Here is a 19,094-nt window from a genome sequence, read left to right as displayed (position 1 = left end):
GGTCGCCGACGGTCCACAGGCGCTCGAGGGCGTAGAACTCACGCACGCGCGGCAGCATCACGTGGACGATCACGTCGCCCAGATCGACCAGCACCCACTCGGCTTCGCGCTCGCCTTCAACACCCAGCGGCATCACGTCGATGTTCTTGGCGAAGCGCACGACTTCATCGGCGATTGATTTGACGTGGCGGGTCGAGGTGCCCGAAACGACGATCATGTAGTCGGCAACACTGGACCGGCCGCGCACGTCGATCTCGACCAGGTCCTTGGCCTTCAGGTCTTCGGTGGCTTGGCGGACGCTGGCCAGCAGTTCCGGCACGGACGGCGGCGGGCTGGGCAGATCGACCTTGATGGTCTGGGGCTGGGTCTGGTTGCTCAAAGTGGATCGACTCGATAAACGTGGGGGCGATTATACGGGGATGGCGCCGCCGCGCCATTCACGGCGTGGCCGGGCGGTACAGCCCGTGTGCAGCCACATAGTCGGCCACGGCCGGCGGCAGCAGTGCGCGCCAGGGGCCGCCGGAGGCGATCTGTGAGCGCACGGCGCTGGCCGATTCCTCGCGCAGCGGGTGGTGCAGGCGCAGGATGCGCCCGGCCGCGCTGGCGAACAGGGCCTGTTCGTTGTCGGCCCAGCGCCCTTCCAGCGCGTGGCCCAGCTCGCCATCGAGCGAGGCCCGCAGCGGGCTGCCCGGCCGTTCAGCCACAACGAAATGCGCCAGCCCGAACAGGGCCTCCCATTCGTGCCAACCGGCCAGGCCCAGCAGGCTGTCCGCGCCGACCAGCCAGGCCAGCGGCCGGCTCGGGCCGAGTTCGCCACGCAGTTCGCGCAGGGTATCGACGGTATAGGAAGGACGACCGGGATAGCGGGCGGCGCGGTCCAGCTCGCGCCGGTCCAGCAGCAGGCCAGGTTCGTCGCCAATGGCCAGAGACAGCATGCTGCAACGCTGTTCGGCAGTGGCACCGGGCACCGCACGGTGCGGCGGGTCGGCCGCCGGCAGCATGCGCACGGCAACCTGCAGTTCGTCACGGGCGGCCCGCGCGATCGCCAGGTGCCCGAGGTGCACCGGATCGAAGGTGCCCCCGTAATAGATCCGCAGGCTCATTGCTCAGGCCCGCGCCAGCAGGCGCACGGCACGCGGTTCGGCCACGGCCACCAGCAGGCGCTCCAGTGCCAGCCAGGCATCGCCGTCGGCCCGCCCCTTGGCGATGCGGTCGACCAGGCCCGCTTCGGCCACGAAGCGCTCCCAGCGCTTGCCTTCCGGGTGCCGCTGCAGCGCGCGCTTGTACGGCGCCTGCCGCGATTCCCAGATGCCACGCGATTTCATTTCGGCGGCCAGATTGCCGCCGCGGGCCTGCACGCGGGCCAGGCCGGCGCCGGCCAGCAGTTCGCGGATCACCATCGGCATCAATGCGGCCACCGCCTCGCCTTCACCGCGCAGGCCGGCCAGCATGCGCAGCACGGCCGGCGGCTGGCCGGAGAACGTCGCCTCCACCAGCCGGAACACGTCATAGCGGGCAGCGTCAGCCACCAGCGACTCCATCCGTTCCACATCCAATGGCTGGCCATCAGCCAACAGCGCCAGCTTGTCGATTTCCTGTGCGGCAGCCAGCAGGTTGCCTTCCACCCGCTCGGCCAGGCGCTGCACTGCGGCCGGATCTGCGCGCAGGCCCTTGCCGCGCAGGCGCCGCTCGATCCAGTCCGGCAGTTCGTGCGGCTTGATCGCCCACGCCACCGACAGCACGCCGACGCGGTTGACCGCCTCGGCCCACTTGCCCTGATGGGCCTTGCTCCATTCGTTGGCCGTGATCATCAGCACCACGTCCGGCGCCGGGTTGGCGCAGAACTGGCTGATCACCTCGGCGCCGTCCTTGCCCGGCTTGCCGCTGGGCAGGCGCACCTCAACCAGGCGGCGGGCGCTGAACAGGCTGGGCGCATTGAAGCTGGCGTCGAGCTGGTTCCAGTCGAAATCGCGGCCATCGGCGTCGAACACCTCGCGCTCACCAATACCGGCGGCACGCGCACGTGCACGGATGGCGTCGGCCGCCTCCAGCACGCGCAGGGTTTCCGGGCCGGCAATCAGATAGACCGGTGCCAGCGCGGTATCAGCGCTCTGGCCGGCCAGCTGCTCCGGACGCAGTTCCATCGCCGCAGCTCAGTGCTTGGCTGCGGGGACCGGCTCGGCCGGCACCGCACCCTCAAGCGGCTTGGCCTTCGGTGCCGACAGGCTGCCGCCCTTCTCGATCTCGGCGCGGACCACGCTGTCGATGCGGCGGATGATCGACGCCGACATTTCCCGGCGCAGTTCATCGGCCAGGATCTCGCGTTCGGTGGTGGTACCGGTGGCGTCGGTCGGTGGCGACACGTAGTCGCGCGAAAGCTCGATCACCTGCTGCGGCACCAGCTCGCTGCCATCCTCGCGACGGAAGATGAAGATGACCGCATAGCGCAGGCTGTACTCCTGGGCACGGCCCTGCGAGTCGATGGCGATCGGCAGGTCGCCCCAGCGTTCGGACAGCACCTGCAGCTGGGTACTGGGCTCCTTGCTGTCCTCATCGGCCAGCTTGGCGCCGGACGCCAGCAGGCTGCGGTTGAGCAGCTTGACCAGTTCGCTGTAAGGCGCGGTGGAGACCACCTTCACCGGCGCCGTATCGGTCGGCAGCATCAGCTTGTTGCGCAGATGGAAGCCGCAGCCGGCAAGGCCGAGGGCAAGAACGAGGGCAAGCAGGATTCGGGTCATGGAGACAGTCTGGCGGAGCCGGGCGATCACGGCAACACACAGCGTGCCCGAAGCCGCGTGAATGCAGGGCCATCATGCACATGGCCCTGCATCGGAAAGGCACCGGCCACCACGCGGGTGGCCGATGCGGGGTGCATCAGGCAGCGACGATGTTCACGATCTTGCCCGGCACGATGATGATCTTGCGCACCGCCAGGCCTTCCATGAACCTGGCCGCGTTCGGCTCGGCCAGGGCCAACGCCTCGACCTGCTCGCGTGCGGCATCGGCCGCCACCTCGATGGTGCCACGCAGCTTGCCGTTGACCTGCACGGCCAGGGTCAGCGCATCGCGCACCAGCGCGCCAGCGTCGGCCTGCGGGAACGGCTGGTCTTCCAGCAGCGTCTCGCCATGGCCCAGCACCTGCCACAGGGCGTGGCTGGCATGCGGGGTGATCGGGTTCAGCAGCAGCACGATGGCCTGCAACGCTTCCTGGCGCACCGCGCGGCCCTGCTCGCTGCCGTCCTCGAACTTGGCCAGCGCGTTCATCAGTTCCATCACTGCGGCAATGGCGGTATTGAAGCTGTGGCGGCGGCCATAGTCGTCGCCGACCTTGCCGATGGTCTCGTGAGTCTTGCGGCGCAGTGCCTTCTGGTTGGCATCCAGTGCGGCCACGTCCAGCACCGGGGCGGCACCGTCGGCGGCATGCTTCTGCACCTGGGCCCACAGGCGGCGCAGGAAGCGGGCCATGCCGTCCACGCCGGCTTCGTTCCATTCCAGCGACTGTTCCGGCGGCGCGGCGAACATCGAGAACAGGCGCACGGTATCGGCGCCGTACTTGCCGACCATCGCCTGCGGGTCCACGCCGTTGTTCTTCGACTTGGACATCTTCTCCGTGCCACCGACCACCACCGGCTGGCCGTCGGCAATCAGGGTGGCGCCCGTGATGCGGCCGCGCTCGTCGCGCTGTACTTCCACATCGGCCGGGTTGATCCAGTCCTTCGAGCCGTCCGGGTTCGGGCGGTAGTAGGTCTCGGCAATCACCATGCCCTGGCACAGCAGGTTGCGCGCCGGCTCGTTGCTGTCCACCATCCGCGCGTCGCGCAGCAGCTTGTGATAGAAGCGGAAATACATCAGGTGCAGGATCGCGTGCTCGATGCCACCGATGTACTGGTCGACCGGCAGCCAGTAGTTGCCGCGCTTGTCGACGGCATCACGGGCACCCGGCGAGGTGTAGCGGGCGTAGTACCAGCTCGACTCCATGAAGGTGTCGAACGTGTCGGTCTCGCGCTCGGCCGCACCACCGCAGTCCGGGCAGGTGGTCTTGCGCCATTCCGGGTCGGTCTTGATCGGCGAACCGGTGCCGGAGAACGCCACGTCCTCCGGCAGCACCACCGGCAGCTGCTCTTCCGGCACCGGCACCGCGCCGCACTTGGCGCAGTAGATCACCGGAATCGGGCAGCCCCAGTAGCGCTGGCGGCTCACGCCCCAGTCGCGCAGGCGGTAGTTGACGCGGCGCTGGCCCTGGGCCTTGCGCTCGAAACGTTCGGCCAGCGCTTCGAAGGCGCCCTGGAAGTCCAGGCCGTCGAATTCGGCCGAATTCACCAACTCGAAGGCGCGGCTCTTGTCGCTGTACCAGTCCTGCCAGCGGCTGCCGTCCCAGTTGCGCTCCTCTTCGGTGCGCGCATCCTTCAGCGCGATCACCTGCTTGATCGGCAGGCCGTACTTGTTGGCCACTTCGTTGTCGCGCTGGTCATGGCCCGGCACGGCCATCACCGCGCCGGTGCCGTAGCCCATCAGCACGAAGTTGGCGACCCAGACCGGCACCGGCTCGCCGGTGACCGGATGCAGCGCGCGCAGGCCGGTATCCATGCCGCGCTTTTCCTGGGTTTCCAGCTCGGCCTCGGATACACCGCCCTGCTTCAGGTCGGCCAGCATCGCCGCCAGCTCCGGGTTGTTCTTCGCCGCATGCAGCGCCAGCGGGTGCTCGGCGGCGATCGACACGAAGGTCACGCCCATCACCGTGTCCGGGCGGGTGGTGAACACGCGCAGCGGGTCCAGCGCGCTGCCGTCGACATCGCGCACGTCGAACTGGATTTCCAGGCCCTCGGAACGACCGATCCAGTTGCGCTGCATGGTCTTGACCGATTCCGGCCAGCCGTCCAGCTCATCCAGGCCGTCCAGCAGCTCCTGGGCGTAGTCGGTGATGCGCAGGAACCACTGCGGAATCTCGCGCTTCTCGACCAGCGCGCCGGAGCGCCAGCCGCGACCGTCGATGACCTGCTCGTTGGCCAGCACGGTCTGGTCGACCGGGTCCCAGTTCACCACCGCGTTACGGCGGTACGCCAGGCCCTTGCGCATCAGGCGGGTGAACATGCGCTGCTCATGGACGTAATAGTCCGGGCGGCAGGTGGCGAACTCGCGCGACCAGTCGATGGCATAGCCCAGCGACTGCAGCTGGCTGCGCATGTGATCGATGTTCTTGTAGGTCCACGCCGCCGGCGCGGTCTTGTTCTTGATCGCCGCGTTTTCCGCCGGCAGGCCGAACGCGTCCCAGCCCATCGGCTGCAGCACGTTGTGGCCGGTCATGCGCTTGTAGCGGCTGATCACATCGCCGATCGTGTAGTTGCGCACGTGGCCCATGTGCAGCGCACCGGACGGATACGGAAGCATCGACAGGCAGTAGTACTTCGGCTTGTCCGAAGTCTCGTCGACTTCGAAGGCACGGGTAGCGTCCCAGTACTTCTGGGCGGCGGATTCAACCTGCTGCGGATCGTAAACGTTGGGTTCGACGCTGGTCATGTAACACGCGGTTGCGGCGGCAAAGCGGTACAGCGTACCGCAGTGCGGCAAATGGCTCCAATCCTGCCCGTCGACCGCCGGCGCCGATTGCGCCCGGAGGCCGTCTCAGTGCGGGCGCGACAGCGGCAGGGCCAGTGCCAGCCAGACGGCCCAGCAGGCGAAGGCAAGCCGCTGTGCCAGCGGCGCCGGCAACACGCCCTGCAGGGCAAAGGCCGCCAGCGCGGCCAGCACGCCACAGGCAACCGCCACCCCGCCCAGGGCGCGGCCGCGCGCCTGGCGCAACCGGGAGATGCCCAGCAACAGGGTGCCGGCGACGAAGCCCAGCACCCAGACCATCCAGGCACTGGCATGCAGCTGGCTGGCTGGCCCGTGCAGATCGTCCACATCCAGCGGCAGCAAGCCCATCGCGGCGAAGGCCAGCCCGCCCAACAGCAGCATCTGGCTGCCCACCCGCGGCGCCCAGCCAGCGCTGGCCGGCAGTCGCCGGCGCAGGCATTCGGCCACCACCACCGCCAGCAGGCCCGGCAGCACGAAACCCAGCAGATTGAAGGCCAACGCGTGCGGCACGCCCCGCGCACCCAGCAGGGCCACCGGGTGCCGCGCCTGTGCATAACCTTCCAGGCCGGAGCCGAAGCCCATCACCGCCAGCACGAACAGCAGCGCGGCGATCACCCCGGACAGGCGCAACAGCGGGGACAATGACGACATGCGGGCTCCGGAACAACAGCGGCAGGAAGGCCGCATTGTCGGGCATTTGCGGCATCGCGGGTTGAGACCGGTATCGATCGTCACCATAGAATCGGTTTCCAGATGCCAAACGATGCCTCCCCCATGACCGAGACGACCTACGTATTCGACGCCACCACTGCGACCTTCGAGGCCGAAGTCCTGCAGAAGTCGCTGCAGACGCCGGTGCTGGTCGACTTCTGGGCCACCTGGTGCGGGCCGTGCAAGACGCTCGGGCCGATGCTGGAAAAGCTGGCCGCCGAATACAACGGCGCCTTCGAGCTGGCCAAGGTCGACGTCGACGCTGAACAGCAGATCGCTGCGGCCTTCCAGATCCGCTCGGTGCCGACCGTATTCCTGGTCAAGGGCGGCCAGTTGGTGGATGGCTTCCCGGGGGCCATCCCGGAAGGTCAGCTGCGTGAATTCCTGGCCCAGCACGGCATCGTGCCGGCCGACATCGGCGACGCCGCTGCCGAAGACCAGGCACCGCTGGACCCGCAGGCACAGGTGGATGTGCTGCGTGCGCAGATCGCCGCCGAGCCGGACAAGGACGAGCTGAAGCTCGACCTGGCCCTGGCCCTGCTGCAGATCGGCGGCGTGGACGAGGCCGGCACGCTGATCGACGGCCTGCCCGCCAATCTCGCCACCGACGACCGTGCCGTGCGCGCCCGTGCCCGCCTGTCCTTCGCCGCCGCACTGAAGGATGCACCCGCGGCCGAAGTGCTGGACGCGCGCATTGCCGCCGACGGCAAAGACCTCAAGGCCCGACACCTGCGCGGCGTGCAGCTGCTGCTGGGCGGCCACGATGAGGCCGCACTCGCCCAGTTCCTGGAAATGCTGCGGATCGACCGCGCCTTCGAGGAAGGGCTGCCGCGCAAGGCCCTGATCGACGCCTTCAATGTGATCTCCGACGAGGACCTGGTTGGCCAGTACCGCCGCCGGATGGCCTCCCTGCTGTTCTGAACGGGAACGGACTTCGTTCAGAATCCCTGCACTGAACGCGGGCAATAATGCGCGGGATGGCGGCCGCTCGGCCGCCACGATCCGTTCGGGGGGATGAGGTCGGGGCCATGGGGTCTTGCAGCTGCACCCCCGTTTTGCCGGGATTGCAAACTGTGACCTTCGTCCGCTCGCTGTCGTTCGCCATGCGCTTCCAGGGCATCCTGCTCTGTACCCTCCTGCTGCTGCCGGGTCTGGCCACCGCCCAGGACTGGAACTACCGGGTCCGTCCCGGCGATACCCTGTGGGATCTGGGCAGCCTGTACCTGAAGCCGTCGGTACGCTGGCAGCAGCTGCAGCAGCACAACCGCATCGACAATCCTTACCAGTTGCCGCCGGGCCAGCTGCTGCGCTTCCCGATCAGCTGGCTGCGCATCGAGCCTGCGCCCGCCCGCGTGCTGTCGGTGCGCGGCAAGGTTGAGCTGTCAGGCGCCGATGGCAGTGCCACCCGCGCGATACTCGCCGGGGAACAGCTTCGCATCGGTGACACCGTGCAGACCGAAGGCGACTCCAGCGTCACTCTTGAATTCGCCGACGCCTCGCGCCTGCAGCTGCGCGAGTATTCCCGGCTGCGCCTGGACCAGCTCAGCCGCTATGGCCATACTGGCATGGTCGATACCCGCCTGCGCCTGCAGCAGGGCCGTGCCAGCAACCGGGTGACGCCCGCCCGCGGCCCGGCATCGCGTTACATCATCGACGCCCCCACCGCGACCAGCAGCGTGCGCGGTACCGTGTTCCGGGTCAGCGCCGGTGACACCGACCAGGTTGCCGCCACCGAGGTCCTGCAGGGCAAGGTGCAGGTCGGCAACACCCACGGCCAGCGCATGGTCCAACCTGGACAGGCTACCCGCAGCAGCAGCGCAGACGCAGCCCCCGCTGCGGTCTCGCTCCTGCTGCCGGCGCCGACGCTGCGAAATGACCAGCTTCGCCTGGCGCCGCTGCCGACCCTGCTGGCCTGGGAAGCGGTCCCTGGCGCCGCGCACTACCGCGTGGAAGTGGTGCAGGCGGCAACGCCGGAAATCCTGCTGTTTGCCGCAACCACCGAAGACACCCGCCTGGCCATCGGCGACCTGCCGCCCGGGCAGCTGCGCGTGCTGCTGCGCGCCGTCGACGCGCAGGGCGTGGAAGGCCTGGATGCCAGCGTTGATTTCGAACTCAGCGACCAACCGCCGCCACCGCTGACGGTGGCCCCGCTGCATGGACAGACGATCAACAGCGACCGGCCGCGTTTCCGTTGGAGCCAGGCCCCCGGCGCACGCAGCAGCGTGCTGCAGATCGCCGCCGAGCCGAGCTTCGTGCAGCCACTGCAGGAACAGACGACCCAGGGCACCGACCTGCGCCTGGCACAACCACTGCCGCCGGGGCAGTACTTCTGGCGCGTGGCCTCGCGCGATGGCAACAGTCACCAGGGCCGCTATGGCCAGGCGCTGCCGCTGCAACTGAGCAATGAACCAGTCGATCCGGCCCTGCAGCCGCCGGAGGCCGCGCACGGTGAGCTGACCCTGCGCTGGCAGGCCGGCAGCGACGGCCAGCGCTACCGGGTGCAGGTCGATCGCCGCGGCGACTTCAAGGCCCCCCTGGTCGATGAGACGGTTGCCGAGCCACAGGTCAGCTTCAAGCGGCCGTGGAGCGGCACCCTGCATGTACGCGTGCAGTACATCGACGATGACGGTCATGCCGGCGAGTACTCGCCGGCGCAGCAGATCAAGCTGCCGTGCCGCCTGTGCTACGGCGCCGGCGGCGGCGCCCTGCTGCTGTGGCTGTTGTTATGAGGCGCTCGCCACTGCCGTGGTCGAAGAGGATCCTGCTGGCGCTGCTGGCTGGCGTGCTGACCGTGATCGCCAGCCAGGGCCAATGGCTGTGGCGGCAGGATGAAGCTGCCTACGACGCCATGGTCGGCAACTGGGACTATCGTCCCGACCCCAGCGTGCTGATCGTGGCGATCGACGAAGGCAGCCTGCAGCGCATCGGCCAATGGCCCTGGCCCCGCTCGATCCATGCCCGCCTGCTGGACCGGCTGACCGATGCCGGTGCCGAACGCGTTGCACTGGACCTGATGCTGTCCGAACCGGACCGCCGCGACAGCCGCCAGGACGAGGCGCTGGCCGCGGCCATCCGCCGCAATGGCCGGGTAGTGCTGCCGGTGCTGGCCGCGCCCGCGGCCGGTGATCGCATGGCTGAGGAAATGCTGCCGGTACCGCAGATTGCGGCCAGTGCCGCCGCCATCGGCCACACCGACGTTGAAGTGGACGGCGATGGTGTCGCCCGCGGCGTGTACCTGCACGCCGGCATCGGCCAGGCGCATTGGCCGGCGCTGGGGCTGGCGCTGGCCGACCTGCCGCCGGGCGCGGTGCACGGCCTGCCTGACCCCCATCCGGAGATCGGTTCGCCCTATCAATGGCGGCGCAACGATTATGTGCGCGTGCGCTATGCCGGGCCGCCCGAGCGCTTGCCGCAGGTGTCCTATGCCGACGTGCTGGATGGTCACGTGGACATGGCGATGCTGCATGGCCGCCGCATCATGGTGGGCATGACCGCCAGCGGCATCGCACCGCGGCTGCTGACCCCGACCACCCGCGAGTTCTGGATGAGCGGCAGTGAGTACCAGGCCAACATTGCTTCGATGCTGCTGCAGCACAAGCAGATCGATCTGCTGCCACGCCTCTGGCAGCATGCCATCAGCGGCGTGCTGGTGGCGCTGTGCGTGATCCTGCTCGGCCTGCGCCTGCCATGGCTTGCTGCGCTGTGCTCGCTGCCGCTTCCACCGCTGCTGAGCTGGTTGCTGTTGCGCGCCGGTGACCTGTGGTGGGCACCGGCCAGCGCAATGCTGGGCGTTCTGCTGGTGTTGCTGGCCTGGGCGATCTGGCGGATCTCGGCCTGGCACCGCCAGGCCAACCGCGACGCGCTGACCGGTCTTGGCAACCGCCTGCGCTTCGAGCAGTCGCTGCAGCAGGAATGCGATGCAGCCCGGCGCAGTGGCAAGCCTTTGAGCCTGGCGCTGATCGACGTCGACCACTTCAAGCGCCACAACGACCGCCATGGCCACCAGGTCGGCGACCGCGTGCTGCGCGATGTCGCACGCCTGATCGGCGCGCATGCGCGGCGCCCGCGTGACATGGCCGCGCGCTACGGCGGCGATGAGTTCGCGCTGGTGCTGCCGGATACCCCGGCCGAAGGCGCGCGCCAGGTCATCGAGGACCTGATCGCCTGCGTGCGTGCAGTGCCGGCGCCCGGTGACGGCAGCGAAGCAGGCGTCACCCTCACCATCGGCGTGTTCACCCGCGTACCCGATGGCACGCTGCAACCTCATCATTTCGTCGAAGGCGCCGACACCGCGTTGTACCAGGCCAAGGCCAACGGCCGCGACGGGTATGTCATCGACGGCGCATGACGCGGGATGTGCACACCGCCTGTAGAGTCGAGCTTGCTGGACTGCCTCCGCCTCATTCCAGCGGCCAGCGACACCACGCAAGCGGATAGTCTCCCAGCCGCGGTGTCAGGCCCGCGCGCACGGGGTTGGCCAGTACATACAGTGACTGTTGCCGAACATCCGCCTCATTCCGGATCAGATGATCGTAGTAGCCCCGCTGCCACACCGGCCGTCCTTCATCGGAGTGCACATTGACTGCAATGGCCACTCTGGACTTCAGTGACTGCATGCATCGCCCCAGGGTTCCTTGACGCAGCTGCATGACCCAATGCAGATGATCGGGCATTACCACCCAGGCAAATGATCGCGTGAGTCCACGGCGGTCACTGTCACGAAGGCCGTCCATCAGGGGCGCCGCGTGTCGCGTATCTGCAAAGATGCGTCGACGACCCGCGGTGACAGCGGTGACTACGTAGAAGCATCCGATTGCGGAAAATCGACCGCGCAACAAGGCAGGGCTGGGCATGTAAACAGCATGGGCCGGAGACCGGGCCGTACCCATCGGGAAAACCCTGAAATAGCTATCGGATGGCGTCGAGCGTATTCGCTGCTGCCCTGAAAGCAGTCGAGCAAGCTCGACTCTACAATTCGCCGGACCACGTCCGAATCGTGCGGACGCTCGCCCAGGCTACAACATACGCATGCGAATGGTTAGACTGGCAGCCTCGCCTCCTGCCCGGCCTTCGCATGAACGCCCGCCTGTTCCGCTTCGGTATCAATCTCTGGCCGCCGTTCCTGTTCACCGGCATCCACGTCACCCGCATCACGCCGGACTACCGGCAGATCGATGTCGAACTGCGCCTGCGGCCATGGAACCGCAACTATGTCGGCACCCACTTCGGCGGCAGCCTGTTTGCGATGACCGATCCGTTCTGGATGCTGGGCCTGCTGCACATCCTCGGCCGCGACTACTACGTATGGGACCGGGCCGGTGCCATCGATTTCCTCAAGCCCGGCCGCGGCACGGTGCGTACGTCGTTCCGCATCGACGATGCGCTGCTGGATGAACTGCGGGCCGAAGCAGCTGGCGGTGAAAAGGTGCTGCGCTGGTTCAGCAACGACGTGGTCGATGAAAGCGGCGAGGTTGTCGCCCAGGTGCGCAAGCAGGTCTATCTGCGCCTGAAGCCGCACGCACGCTGAATCAACGCTGGGGCGCTATCCTCTTTGCCCTCTGCCATGGAGGCCCCGATGCGCCCCTACACCCTTGCAGCACTGCTGAGCACCCTGCCGTGCGCGGCCCATGCGCTCGACCTGCCGACGGTGCAGTACCCGACGCTGCCGGCCCAGGCTGCCACTGCTGCCGGCTTCGTGCCCGACGGCTGGACGCTGGAGTCCAGCATCGAAGGCGATCTCGACCGGGATGGCCGCGCGGACCTGGTACTGGTGCTGCGCCAGCAGGATCCGCGCAATGTCATCGAACACGATGGCTTCGGCCCATCGCCATACGACAGCAACCCGCGCATTCTCGCCGTGGCATGGTCGCGCCCAACCGGCTATGTGCTGGCGGTGCAGGACCATCAGCTGATTCCGCGCCCGGACAACCCGGTCATGAGCGATCCGCTTGAAGAAGGTGGTGTCAGCATCCAGCGTGGCACGTTGAGGATCGCGCTGTTTTCATTCGCCAGCGCCGGAAGCTGGTCGATGGGTACCACCGCCTTCACTTTCCGCTGGCAGGATGGCGCGTTCGCGCTGATCGGCTACGACCAAGATTCGGTGATGCGCAATTCCGGGAAGACCGAATCGCTGAGCGTGAACTTCTCCACGCGCAAGGTAAGGCGCGCCGAAGGCAGCATCGAGAACGACAAGGACAGCGTGCACTGGCAGCCACTGCGTGGCACCCGCCGCTGGACGCTGCAGACCGTCGGCGATGGCTGGGCATTCGATCCGCAGGCCGGTACCGGCTGAGCCACGGTTCAGTCGCGGGCAGCGGCAGTTGCGCCGGGCGCCGGCGTCGGCCATCAGCGGTACGGACAACCAGGGGCTCTCAGCGTCACCACGCGGTGGCGAACGACGCGGCACCAGCAGATGGCGGCCATCGACGGACAGCCGCGGCGACCGCACCGGCGAGCGGAACTGCGCAGGCAACCGCTGCAGCGCCTCAGCCGGGTCCTGCGCCTGCTGCCGCAACCAGCGCTGGGCGCCAAGCAGGCGCAGCATCGCCGCCGCATCCTGGGACCGTGACGAATATGCGGGATAGACCGGCGCGGCGATCTCGGTCAGCACGCACCCCATCACATTGGACAGGCAACCGAAGTCCCGCTGCGGCGGCGCCTGTACCGGCAGCGGCCGATCGGCCTCCAGCGCGGCCGTGGCGGCTGCGCCACAGGCCCAGCCAAGATTGCCGGCCACGCGCGCCAACGTGCTGCTCCGATCCAGCACCAGGACGCCACCAAATTCCTGGGCCGAGGACTCGATCGCCGCCCGGCTCATCGCGTACTCGCCCTGCATCGCACGGCACAGGCTCTGTTCCTCGGCCCGCAACGGCTGCATGGCCTGTTCGCACTCGGCCGGCAGGGGGTGGTCGGCAGGCAGTTCGACCAGCATGTCAGCCAGCAGCTGGGCATTGGCCTGCACCAGGCTGGCACCGATGATGCTCTCGACCAGATAGCTGCCGCCGGGCACCAGTCGCCGGCCCAGCTGCAGGCCACGGCAGGCACCACGCAGGGCACCGTCAATGTCACCCTGCACGTAGGCCAGCGCGCGTGCACTGGTGGCGTCCATCACCACGCCATAGGCCGGCAACGGGACCAGAATGCCCTCGCCCTTCGGCCGGAACGGCGACGCGAAGTAGTCGGCGTCGGCCAGCTGATCCAGCCGCGCATGCAACTGCTGGTGCCCGGCGTGGGCCTCCACGAAGCGTTGCGGGTCCGCGCGGACCTGGGCGAGACAGCCGCTGGCGGCCGGCCCGCAACTGGCCCCGGGCCGCGAGTGCAGCTCGGCATGGTTGGCCACCAGGTGTGTCCGGCCGCTGCTTCCGCCATGTGCATCGGCTTCCCAGCGCCGTACATCCTCGGCCAGCGCCTGCTCGCGCTGCTGGGCATCCAGATCGTCGAACGGCAGCGTCCACAACAAGGCATAACCGTTGTGGCCGGTCGCCGGCAGGCGTGCTTCCAGTCGCTGCTGCGCCTGCAGGCGCGATTCGGGCACCGGCCACATGCGCGAAGCGCACCACACGACGATGGCCAGCACCAGCAGGCCTGCCAGGGTCCAGCCCAGTCCGCGCAGAATCTTCAACACAGCTTCCCTTCCATGTGCCGTTGCCGCAGTCGATTCCCCAGCGTAATCGACCCACGGCGGCCGCTACAATGCGCACATGTCGCTCGAAGCCCCCGCCCTGGTTCCCCGCCCTTCCCTGCAGCGCCTGTTCCTGACCGGCCTGCTCACCCTGCTGCCGATCTGGCTGACCTGGGTCGTGGTCAAGTTCGTGTTCGTGCTGTTGTCGGGCATTTCCAGCCCGCTGGTGGTACCACTTTCCGAGCAGATCGCGACCAGCTTCCCGCACTACCTCGGCTGGGTCCGCGCCGAGTGGATCCAGGACACCATCGCCCTGTTGGCCACCCTGCTGGTGATCCTGGCGGTGGGCGTGGCCAGCCGCCGCGTGCTCGGCCAGCGCCTGCTGCGCTGGGTGGGCGCGGTCATCAAGCGCATTCCGCTGGCCAGCATCATCTACGACAGCGCCAAGAAGCTGCTGGACATGCTTCAGACCGAGCCGGGCAGCACCCAGCGCGTGGTGCTGATCGACTTCCCGCACCGCGACATGAAATCGGTCGGTCTGGTCACCCGCGTGATCAAGGAACACGGCACCGACCGTGAGCTGGCCGCCGTGTACGTGCCGACCACGCCGAACCCGACCTCGGGTTATCTGGAGATCGTGCCGGTGGAGCTGCTGACCCCGACCGACTGGACCGTCGACCAGGCGATGAGCTTCATCATTTCCGGCGGTGCCGTAGCGCCGTCCAGCGTGCCGTTCACCCGTGCCGGCGAACGCACTGGCGAACGCACCGAATGACACCGGCGCCGATCGAGCGCCCGCTGCAGGACCGCGCGGTCCTGCTGTTCATCGTGCTGGCCGCGTTCTTCTGCGGCAACGCGGTGCTGGCCGAGCTGATCGGGGTGAAGATCTTCGCGCTGGAAGACACCCTGGGCATCGATCCGCTGAACTGGAACCTGTTCGGCCAGACCGGCTCGCTCAGCTTCACCGCCGGCACCCTGCTGTGGCCGGTGGTGTTCATCATGACCGACACCATCAACGAGTTTTTCGGAAAGCGCGGCGTGCGCTTCATCTCGTGGCTGGCGGTGGTGCTGATCGGCTACGGCTTCCTGTTCGCCTTCGCGGCCATTTCGCTGGCGCCGGCCAGCTGGTGGGTCACTTCGATGGATGGCCACGGTGTGCCGGACTACCAGGCCGCGTTCGCAGCCGTGTTCGGCCAGGGCATGTGGACCATCGCCGGTTCGCTGGTGGCCTTCCTGCTCGGCCAGCTGATCGACGTGGCGGTGTTCCATCGCATCCGCCAGGCTACCGGCGAGCGCCACGTGTGGCTGCGCGCAACCGGATCGACCGCGGTCTCGCAGTTGGTGGACAGCTTCGTGGTGATCTGGATCGCCTTCGTGCTGGGCCCGCAACACTGGTCGACCTCGCTGTTCCTCGCCGTCAGCAGCGTCAACTACATCTACAAGATGGGCTTTGCGATCGCTTTGATTCCGTTGCTGTACCTGATGCGGCGTGCCATTACCCGCTATCTGGGTGCAGACAGAGCCGCCGCGCTGCGCGCCGCAGCCGCGGCTGACTGAAGCCCCAGCAGCAGAAAGCTGACTGCGCCTTCACGCTGGCCGTACGCGGCCGGATCGTGCAAGCTCCACGGTCTGTGTTCCACGGAAGCTCCTGATGCCGCATCCCACCCGCGCCCTGGCCGCCGCCATCGCCGCGTTGTTCCTGTTCAGCGCCGTGCCGTCGGCCGAAGCAGCGAAAAAGAAGGCCAGCCGCCCTGCCGCCGCGCAGACCCGCCAGGCCGCCAAGCCCAAGGCCAGGCCCGCCCGCGCCACCGCGCCGGCCCGTGGCAGCTCGGCGCGCCGCGCCGCGCCGCGTCCGGTCGCACCGGCCCGGGCCGTACCCAAGCAGGTGCAGCTGGAGCGCCTGTACGACGAGTACTGGGATGCCTCGATGCGGTTGAATCCGCTGCAGGCGACCTTCCAGGGCGAGGCCCGCTACAACGACCAGCTGCCCAACATCCTGTCCGCCGCATGGCGCCAGCAATCGCACGACTTCACCACCGAGTGGCTTGGCAAGGTGGAGAAGCTCGGCAGCGACGGCCTGCAGGGCCAGGACCTGCTCAGCTACGAGATCTTCGTGCGCGATGCGCGCGCCTCGCTGGCCGCAGAGCGCTACCCCAGCTGGATGATGCCGATCAGCCAGTACTACAACGTCGGCAGCATCATGGCGATCCTCGGCGCCGGTGCCGGCGCACAGCCGTTCAACACCGTGCAGGACTACGACACCTGGTCGCGCCGCGCGCTGGGCATTCCCGAGCTGTTCGACCAGGCCATCGAGAACATGCGCCAGGGCATGAAGGCTGGCGTGGTACAGCCGCGCGACCTGATGGAGAAGGTGCTGCCGCAGCTGGATGCGGTCATCAAGCCGACCGCTGAAGAGAGCATCTTCTGGTCGCCGATCCGCACCATGCCCAGCACCATCGCGGCCGAGGACAAGGCGCGCATCAGTGCCGAGTACAAGCGCATGATCGAACTGCGCATCATGCCGGCCTATCGCGCCCTGCGCGGTTTCATTGCCACCGAATACCTGCCCGCCACGCGCGCCAGCAGTGGCCTCAGCGCGCTGCCCGATGGCCAGGCGTGGTACGCCAACCTGATCGTGCAGACCACCGCCAGCGACCAGACTGCCGCGCAGCTGCATGCACTGGGCGAGCAGCGCGTGCAGGAGTTGCAGGCACAGATCGCCACGGTGATGAAGGACGCCAAGCTGCGTGGAACGCCATCCAAACTGCTGCGCAGCATGCGCAATGACCGCCAGTTCCAGTACGGCGACGCCAATGCGCTGATCAACCGCTACCGTCAGGTGCAGCAGCAGGTCAATGCGCGCCTGCCGCAGGTACTGGACACCCTGCCCAAGTCGACGCTGGACGTGCGCGCAGTGGAACCGGAACGTGCGCTGACCGCCGCCGCCGCAGCCTATCAGCCGTCACCGGCCGGGCAACCCGGCGTGCTGTACGTGAACACCCGCGACCTGCCCAGCCGCAAGCGCTGGAACGTGCCGGTGCAGTACCTGCACGAAGCGATCCCCGGCCACCACGTGCAGCTTGGCCTGCAGCAGGAGCTGGCCAAGCTGCCGCGCTTCCGCCGCCTCGGTGGCGACCTCGCCTTCGTCGAAGGCTGGGGCCTGTACGCGGAAACGCTGGGCGAGGACCTGGGCATCTACACCGATCCCTACGACCGCATCGGCTACCTGTACTCGCGCCTGCTGCGCGCCGCGCGCGTGGTGGCCGATACCGGCGTCAACGCACAGGGCTGGAGCAAGCAGCAGGCCGTGGCCTACCTGCAGAAGACGGTGGACATGAGCAGCGATGATGCCAACGCTGAAGTCGAGCGGATCATGGCCCAGCCCGGCCAGGCACTGTCCAACGTGGCTGGCCTGACCACCATTGTCGCCCTGCGCGACAAGGCCAAGGCACGCCAGGGTGCAGCCTTCGATCTGCGCCGCTTCCATGCCGAACTGCTGAAGGATGGCTCGATGCCGCTGGATGTGCTGGACCGCAAGATGGAGCGCTGGATGGCGCAGCCGGCCAGCACTACACCCACGCCTTCACCCTGACGCATCCGGAGCCACCATGCGCCCTGCCGTCGCCCTGTTCGCCGTCGTGCTGGGCCTGCTGCCAGTGGCAGGCTGCGCCGCACCGGTGCTGACCCCACCGGACGCGGGCATCGACGGGCTGATGCAGGCCTACGATGGCCAGGTACCCGGCGCCGCAGTTCTGGTGCTGCACGATGGGCAACCGGTATTCCGCCGCGGCTATGGCCTGGCGGTGGTGGAAGACGGTACTGCCGTGACCGCCGCCAGCAACTTCCGGCTGGCCTCGGTCAGCAAGCAGTTCACCGCTGCGGCGGTGCTGCTGCTGGTGGAAGACGGCCGGCTCGGGCTGGACCAGACCGCCCGCCAGTGGCTGCCCGAGCTGCCGCCGGCAGCGGCGGCCATCACCCTGCGCCAGCTGCTGTCGCACACCAGCGGCCTGCTCGACTACGAAGACCTGATGGACCCGGCAGACCCACGGCAGGTACACGATGCCGATGTGCTGGCCCTGCTGTCGCGCCAGGACCGCCTGAACTTCGCACCGGGCTCGCAGTACCGCTACAGCAACAGCGGCTATGCACTGCTGGCACTGATCGTCGGCCGCGCGTCCGGCCAGGATTTCGCCGCCTTCCTGCAGCAACGCATCTTCCGCCCGCTGGGCATGGCCCACACCGTGGCCCACCAGGACGGCGTGGATACCATCACCGCACGCGCCTATGGCTACAGCCGGATCGATGGCCACTGGCAACGCACCGACCAGAGCACCACCAGTGCCGTGCTCGGCGATGGCGGCATCTATTCCTCGCTGGACGACCTGGCCCGGTGGGATGCGGCGCTGTACGACGACCGCCTGTTGTCGAAGGCCTCGCGCCGGGCGATGTTCAGTCCGGCCACATCGACGCCCGAACCGGATGTACCGCACTACGGCTTCGGCTGGCGCCTGAATGGCCCGGTGCAATGGCACAGCGGCGAGAGCATCGGCTTCCGCAACGTGATCGTGCGTCACCCGGAGAAGCACCTGACCGTGATCGTACTGACCAACCGCAACGACCCCGAACCCTATCCGCTGGCGCTGAAGATCGCCCAGCGCTGGCTGGACACCCTGCAATGAACACCGCTTCCGACGGCCTGCTGGGCATCCACCACGCCGCACTGATCTGCAGCGACTACGCACGCTCGAAGGACTTCTACGTGCGCATCCTCGGCCTGCGCGTGCTGGCCGAGAACCACCGCGCCGCACGCGATTCCTGGAAGCTGGACCTGGCCCTGCCCGACGGCGGGCAGCTGGAACTGTTCTCCTTCCCCTCGCCGCCGCCCCGTCCCAGCCGCCCGGAGGCCCAGGGCCTGCGCCACCTCGCGTTCCGGGTAACTGCACTGGAACCCTTCATCCAGCGCCTGGCCGCGCATGGTGTCGCCTGCGAACCGATCCGCGTCGACGAATACACCGGCCGACGCTTCACCTTCTTCGCCGACCCCGACGACCTGCCGCTGGAGTTGTACGAAGTCGGTTGACCCCGCATTCCCACGGTCGGTCTTATCCCCGCATGGCGTGGATCTACCGTGTCGACCAAGGTCGACACCTACCAACAGCCGCAGAAATCTGTCAGAGGTGGGGCGGTG

At 67.9% G+C, this 19,094-nt stretch carries 17 protein-coding genes; 10 read left to right on the top strand and 7 right to left on the bottom strand.

Features of this window, described 5'->3' with window-relative positions; translation table 11 throughout:
* From rsfS to N5J73_RS21135, 6 genes are all read right to left on the bottom strand, one after another.
* A partial coding sequence (rsfS, locus tag N5J73_RS21160; RefSeq protein ID WP_279914007.1) for a ribosome silencing factor occupies positions 1-379 on the bottom strand: 379 nt, incomplete at its 3' end.
* Between the two features lie 58 nt (positions 380-437).
* Positions 438-1,103: a nicotinate-nucleotide adenylyltransferase gene (gene nadD, locus N5J73_RS21155; protein ID WP_049447568.1), complete on the bottom strand. Its 666-nt coding sequence runs from the start codon at positions 1,101-1,103 to the stop codon at positions 438-440.
* 3 nt (positions 1,104-1,106) lie between these two features.
* Positions 1,107-2,144, bottom strand: a complete 1,038-nt coding sequence (holA, locus tag N5J73_RS21150) for a DNA polymerase III subunit delta (RefSeq protein ID WP_049447567.1) — start codon at positions 2,142-2,144, stop codon at positions 1,107-1,109.
* A gap of 9 nt (positions 2,145-2,153) precedes the next feature.
* Positions 2,154-2,738 carry an LPS assembly lipoprotein LptE gene (gene lptE, locus N5J73_RS21145; protein WP_049447566.1) on the bottom strand — a complete coding sequence of 195 codons (585 nt, stop codon included), beginning with the start codon at positions 2,736-2,738 and terminating at the stop codon, positions 2,154-2,156.
* Between the two features lie 136 nt (positions 2,739-2,874).
* Complete coding sequence (leuS, locus tag N5J73_RS21140; RefSeq protein ID WP_049447571.1) at positions 2,875-5,517, bottom strand: leucine--tRNA ligase; 2,643 nt, start codon at positions 5,515-5,517, stop codon at positions 2,875-2,877.
* A gap of 105 nt (positions 5,518-5,622) precedes the next feature.
* Positions 5,623-6,225 carry a DUF998 domain-containing protein gene (locus N5J73_RS21135; protein ID WP_049447565.1) on the bottom strand — a complete coding sequence of 201 codons (603 nt, stop codon included), beginning with the start codon at positions 6,223-6,225 and terminating at the stop codon, positions 5,623-5,625.
* A gap of 123 nt (positions 6,226-6,348) precedes the next feature.
* Between N5J73_RS21135 and trxA the strand changes: the two genes are divergently transcribed.
* The 3 genes from trxA to N5J73_RS21120 all read left to right on the top strand — a co-directional run bounded on the left by trxA (position 6,349) and on the right by N5J73_RS21120 (position 10,633).
* Positions 6,349-7,206, top strand: coding sequence for a thioredoxin (gene trxA, locus N5J73_RS21130; RefSeq protein ID WP_049447564.1), 858 nt, complete (start codon positions 6,349-6,351; stop codon positions 7,204-7,206).
* Positions 7,207-7,313: 107 nt separating this feature from the next.
* A complete protein-coding gene (locus tag N5J73_RS21125) occupies positions 7,314-9,014 on the top strand; it encodes a FecR domain-containing protein (protein WP_345782448.1) in 1,701 nt (566 codons plus the stop codon).
* The gene (locus N5J73_RS21120; protein ID WP_049447562.1) at positions 9,011-10,633 is read left to right on the top strand and encodes a CHASE2 domain-containing protein; all 1,623 of its coding nucleotides are present in this window, start codon (positions 9,011-9,013) and stop codon (positions 10,631-10,633) included. Before N5J73_RS21125 ends, N5J73_RS21120 begins: the two co-directional genes overlap by 4 nt.
* Positions 10,634-10,685: 52 nt before the next feature.
* On the opposite strand, the gene N5J73_RS21115 is transcribed toward N5J73_RS21120, so the two are convergent.
* Positions 10,686-11,138: a transposase gene (locus N5J73_RS21115; protein WP_049447561.1), complete on the bottom strand. Its 453-nt coding sequence runs from the start codon at positions 11,136-11,138 to the stop codon at positions 10,686-10,688.
* Positions 11,139-11,359: 221 nt separating this feature from the next.
* Here N5J73_RS21115 and N5J73_RS21110 point away from each other — a divergent pair, with 221 nt between their 5' ends.
* The 7 genes from N5J73_RS21110 to N5J73_RS21080 all read left to right on the top strand — a co-directional run bounded on the left by N5J73_RS21110 (position 11,360) and on the right by N5J73_RS21080 (position 18,986).
* The gene (locus N5J73_RS21110; RefSeq protein ID WP_049447560.1) at positions 11,360-11,812 is read left to right on the top strand and encodes a DUF4442 domain-containing protein; all 453 of its coding nucleotides are present in this window, start codon (positions 11,360-11,362) and stop codon (positions 11,810-11,812) included.
* A 48-nt stretch (positions 11,813-11,860) separates the two neighbouring features.
* Entirely contained in the window at positions 11,861-12,577 is a 717-nt protein-coding gene (locus tag N5J73_RS21105; protein WP_049451678.1) for a hypothetical protein, read from the top strand.
* Positions 12,578-13,985: 1,408 nt separating this feature from the next.
* Positions 13,986-14,681, top strand: a complete 696-nt coding sequence (locus N5J73_RS21100) for a DUF502 domain-containing protein (protein WP_005414135.1) — start codon at positions 13,986-13,988, stop codon at positions 14,679-14,681.
* Positions 14,678-15,463 carry a queuosine precursor transporter gene (locus N5J73_RS21095; RefSeq protein WP_049447558.1) on the top strand — a complete coding sequence of 262 codons (786 nt, stop codon included), beginning with the start codon at positions 14,678-14,680 and terminating at the stop codon, positions 15,461-15,463. The genes N5J73_RS21100 and N5J73_RS21095 overlap by 4 nt, the downstream gene beginning before the upstream one ends.
* A 94-nt stretch (positions 15,464-15,557) precedes the next feature.
* Positions 15,558-17,498 (top strand): DUF885 family protein, encoded by a 1,941-nt coding sequence (locus tag N5J73_RS21090; RefSeq protein WP_049447557.1) that lies wholly within the window; start codon positions 15,558-15,560, stop codon positions 17,496-17,498.
* 16 nt (positions 17,499-17,514) lie between these two features.
* The gene (locus tag N5J73_RS21085) at positions 17,515-18,585 is read left to right on the top strand and encodes a serine hydrolase domain-containing protein (protein WP_049447556.1); all 1,071 of its coding nucleotides are present in this window, start codon (positions 17,515-17,517) and stop codon (positions 18,583-18,585) included.
* Positions 18,582-18,986, top strand: coding sequence for a VOC family protein (locus N5J73_RS21080; protein ID WP_049447555.1), 405 nt, complete (start codon positions 18,582-18,584; stop codon positions 18,984-18,986). Before N5J73_RS21085 ends, N5J73_RS21080 begins: the two co-directional genes overlap by 4 nt.
* The last annotated feature ends 108 nt before the right edge of the window (positions 18,987-19,094 follow it).

It is taken from the genome of Stenotrophomonas sp. GD03654 (assembly GCF_029845105.1).
Lineage (GTDB): Bacteria > Pseudomonadota > Gammaproteobacteria > Xanthomonadales > Xanthomonadaceae > Stenotrophomonas > Stenotrophomonas africana.
This window is presented reverse-complemented; position numbering and strand designations above follow the sequence as displayed.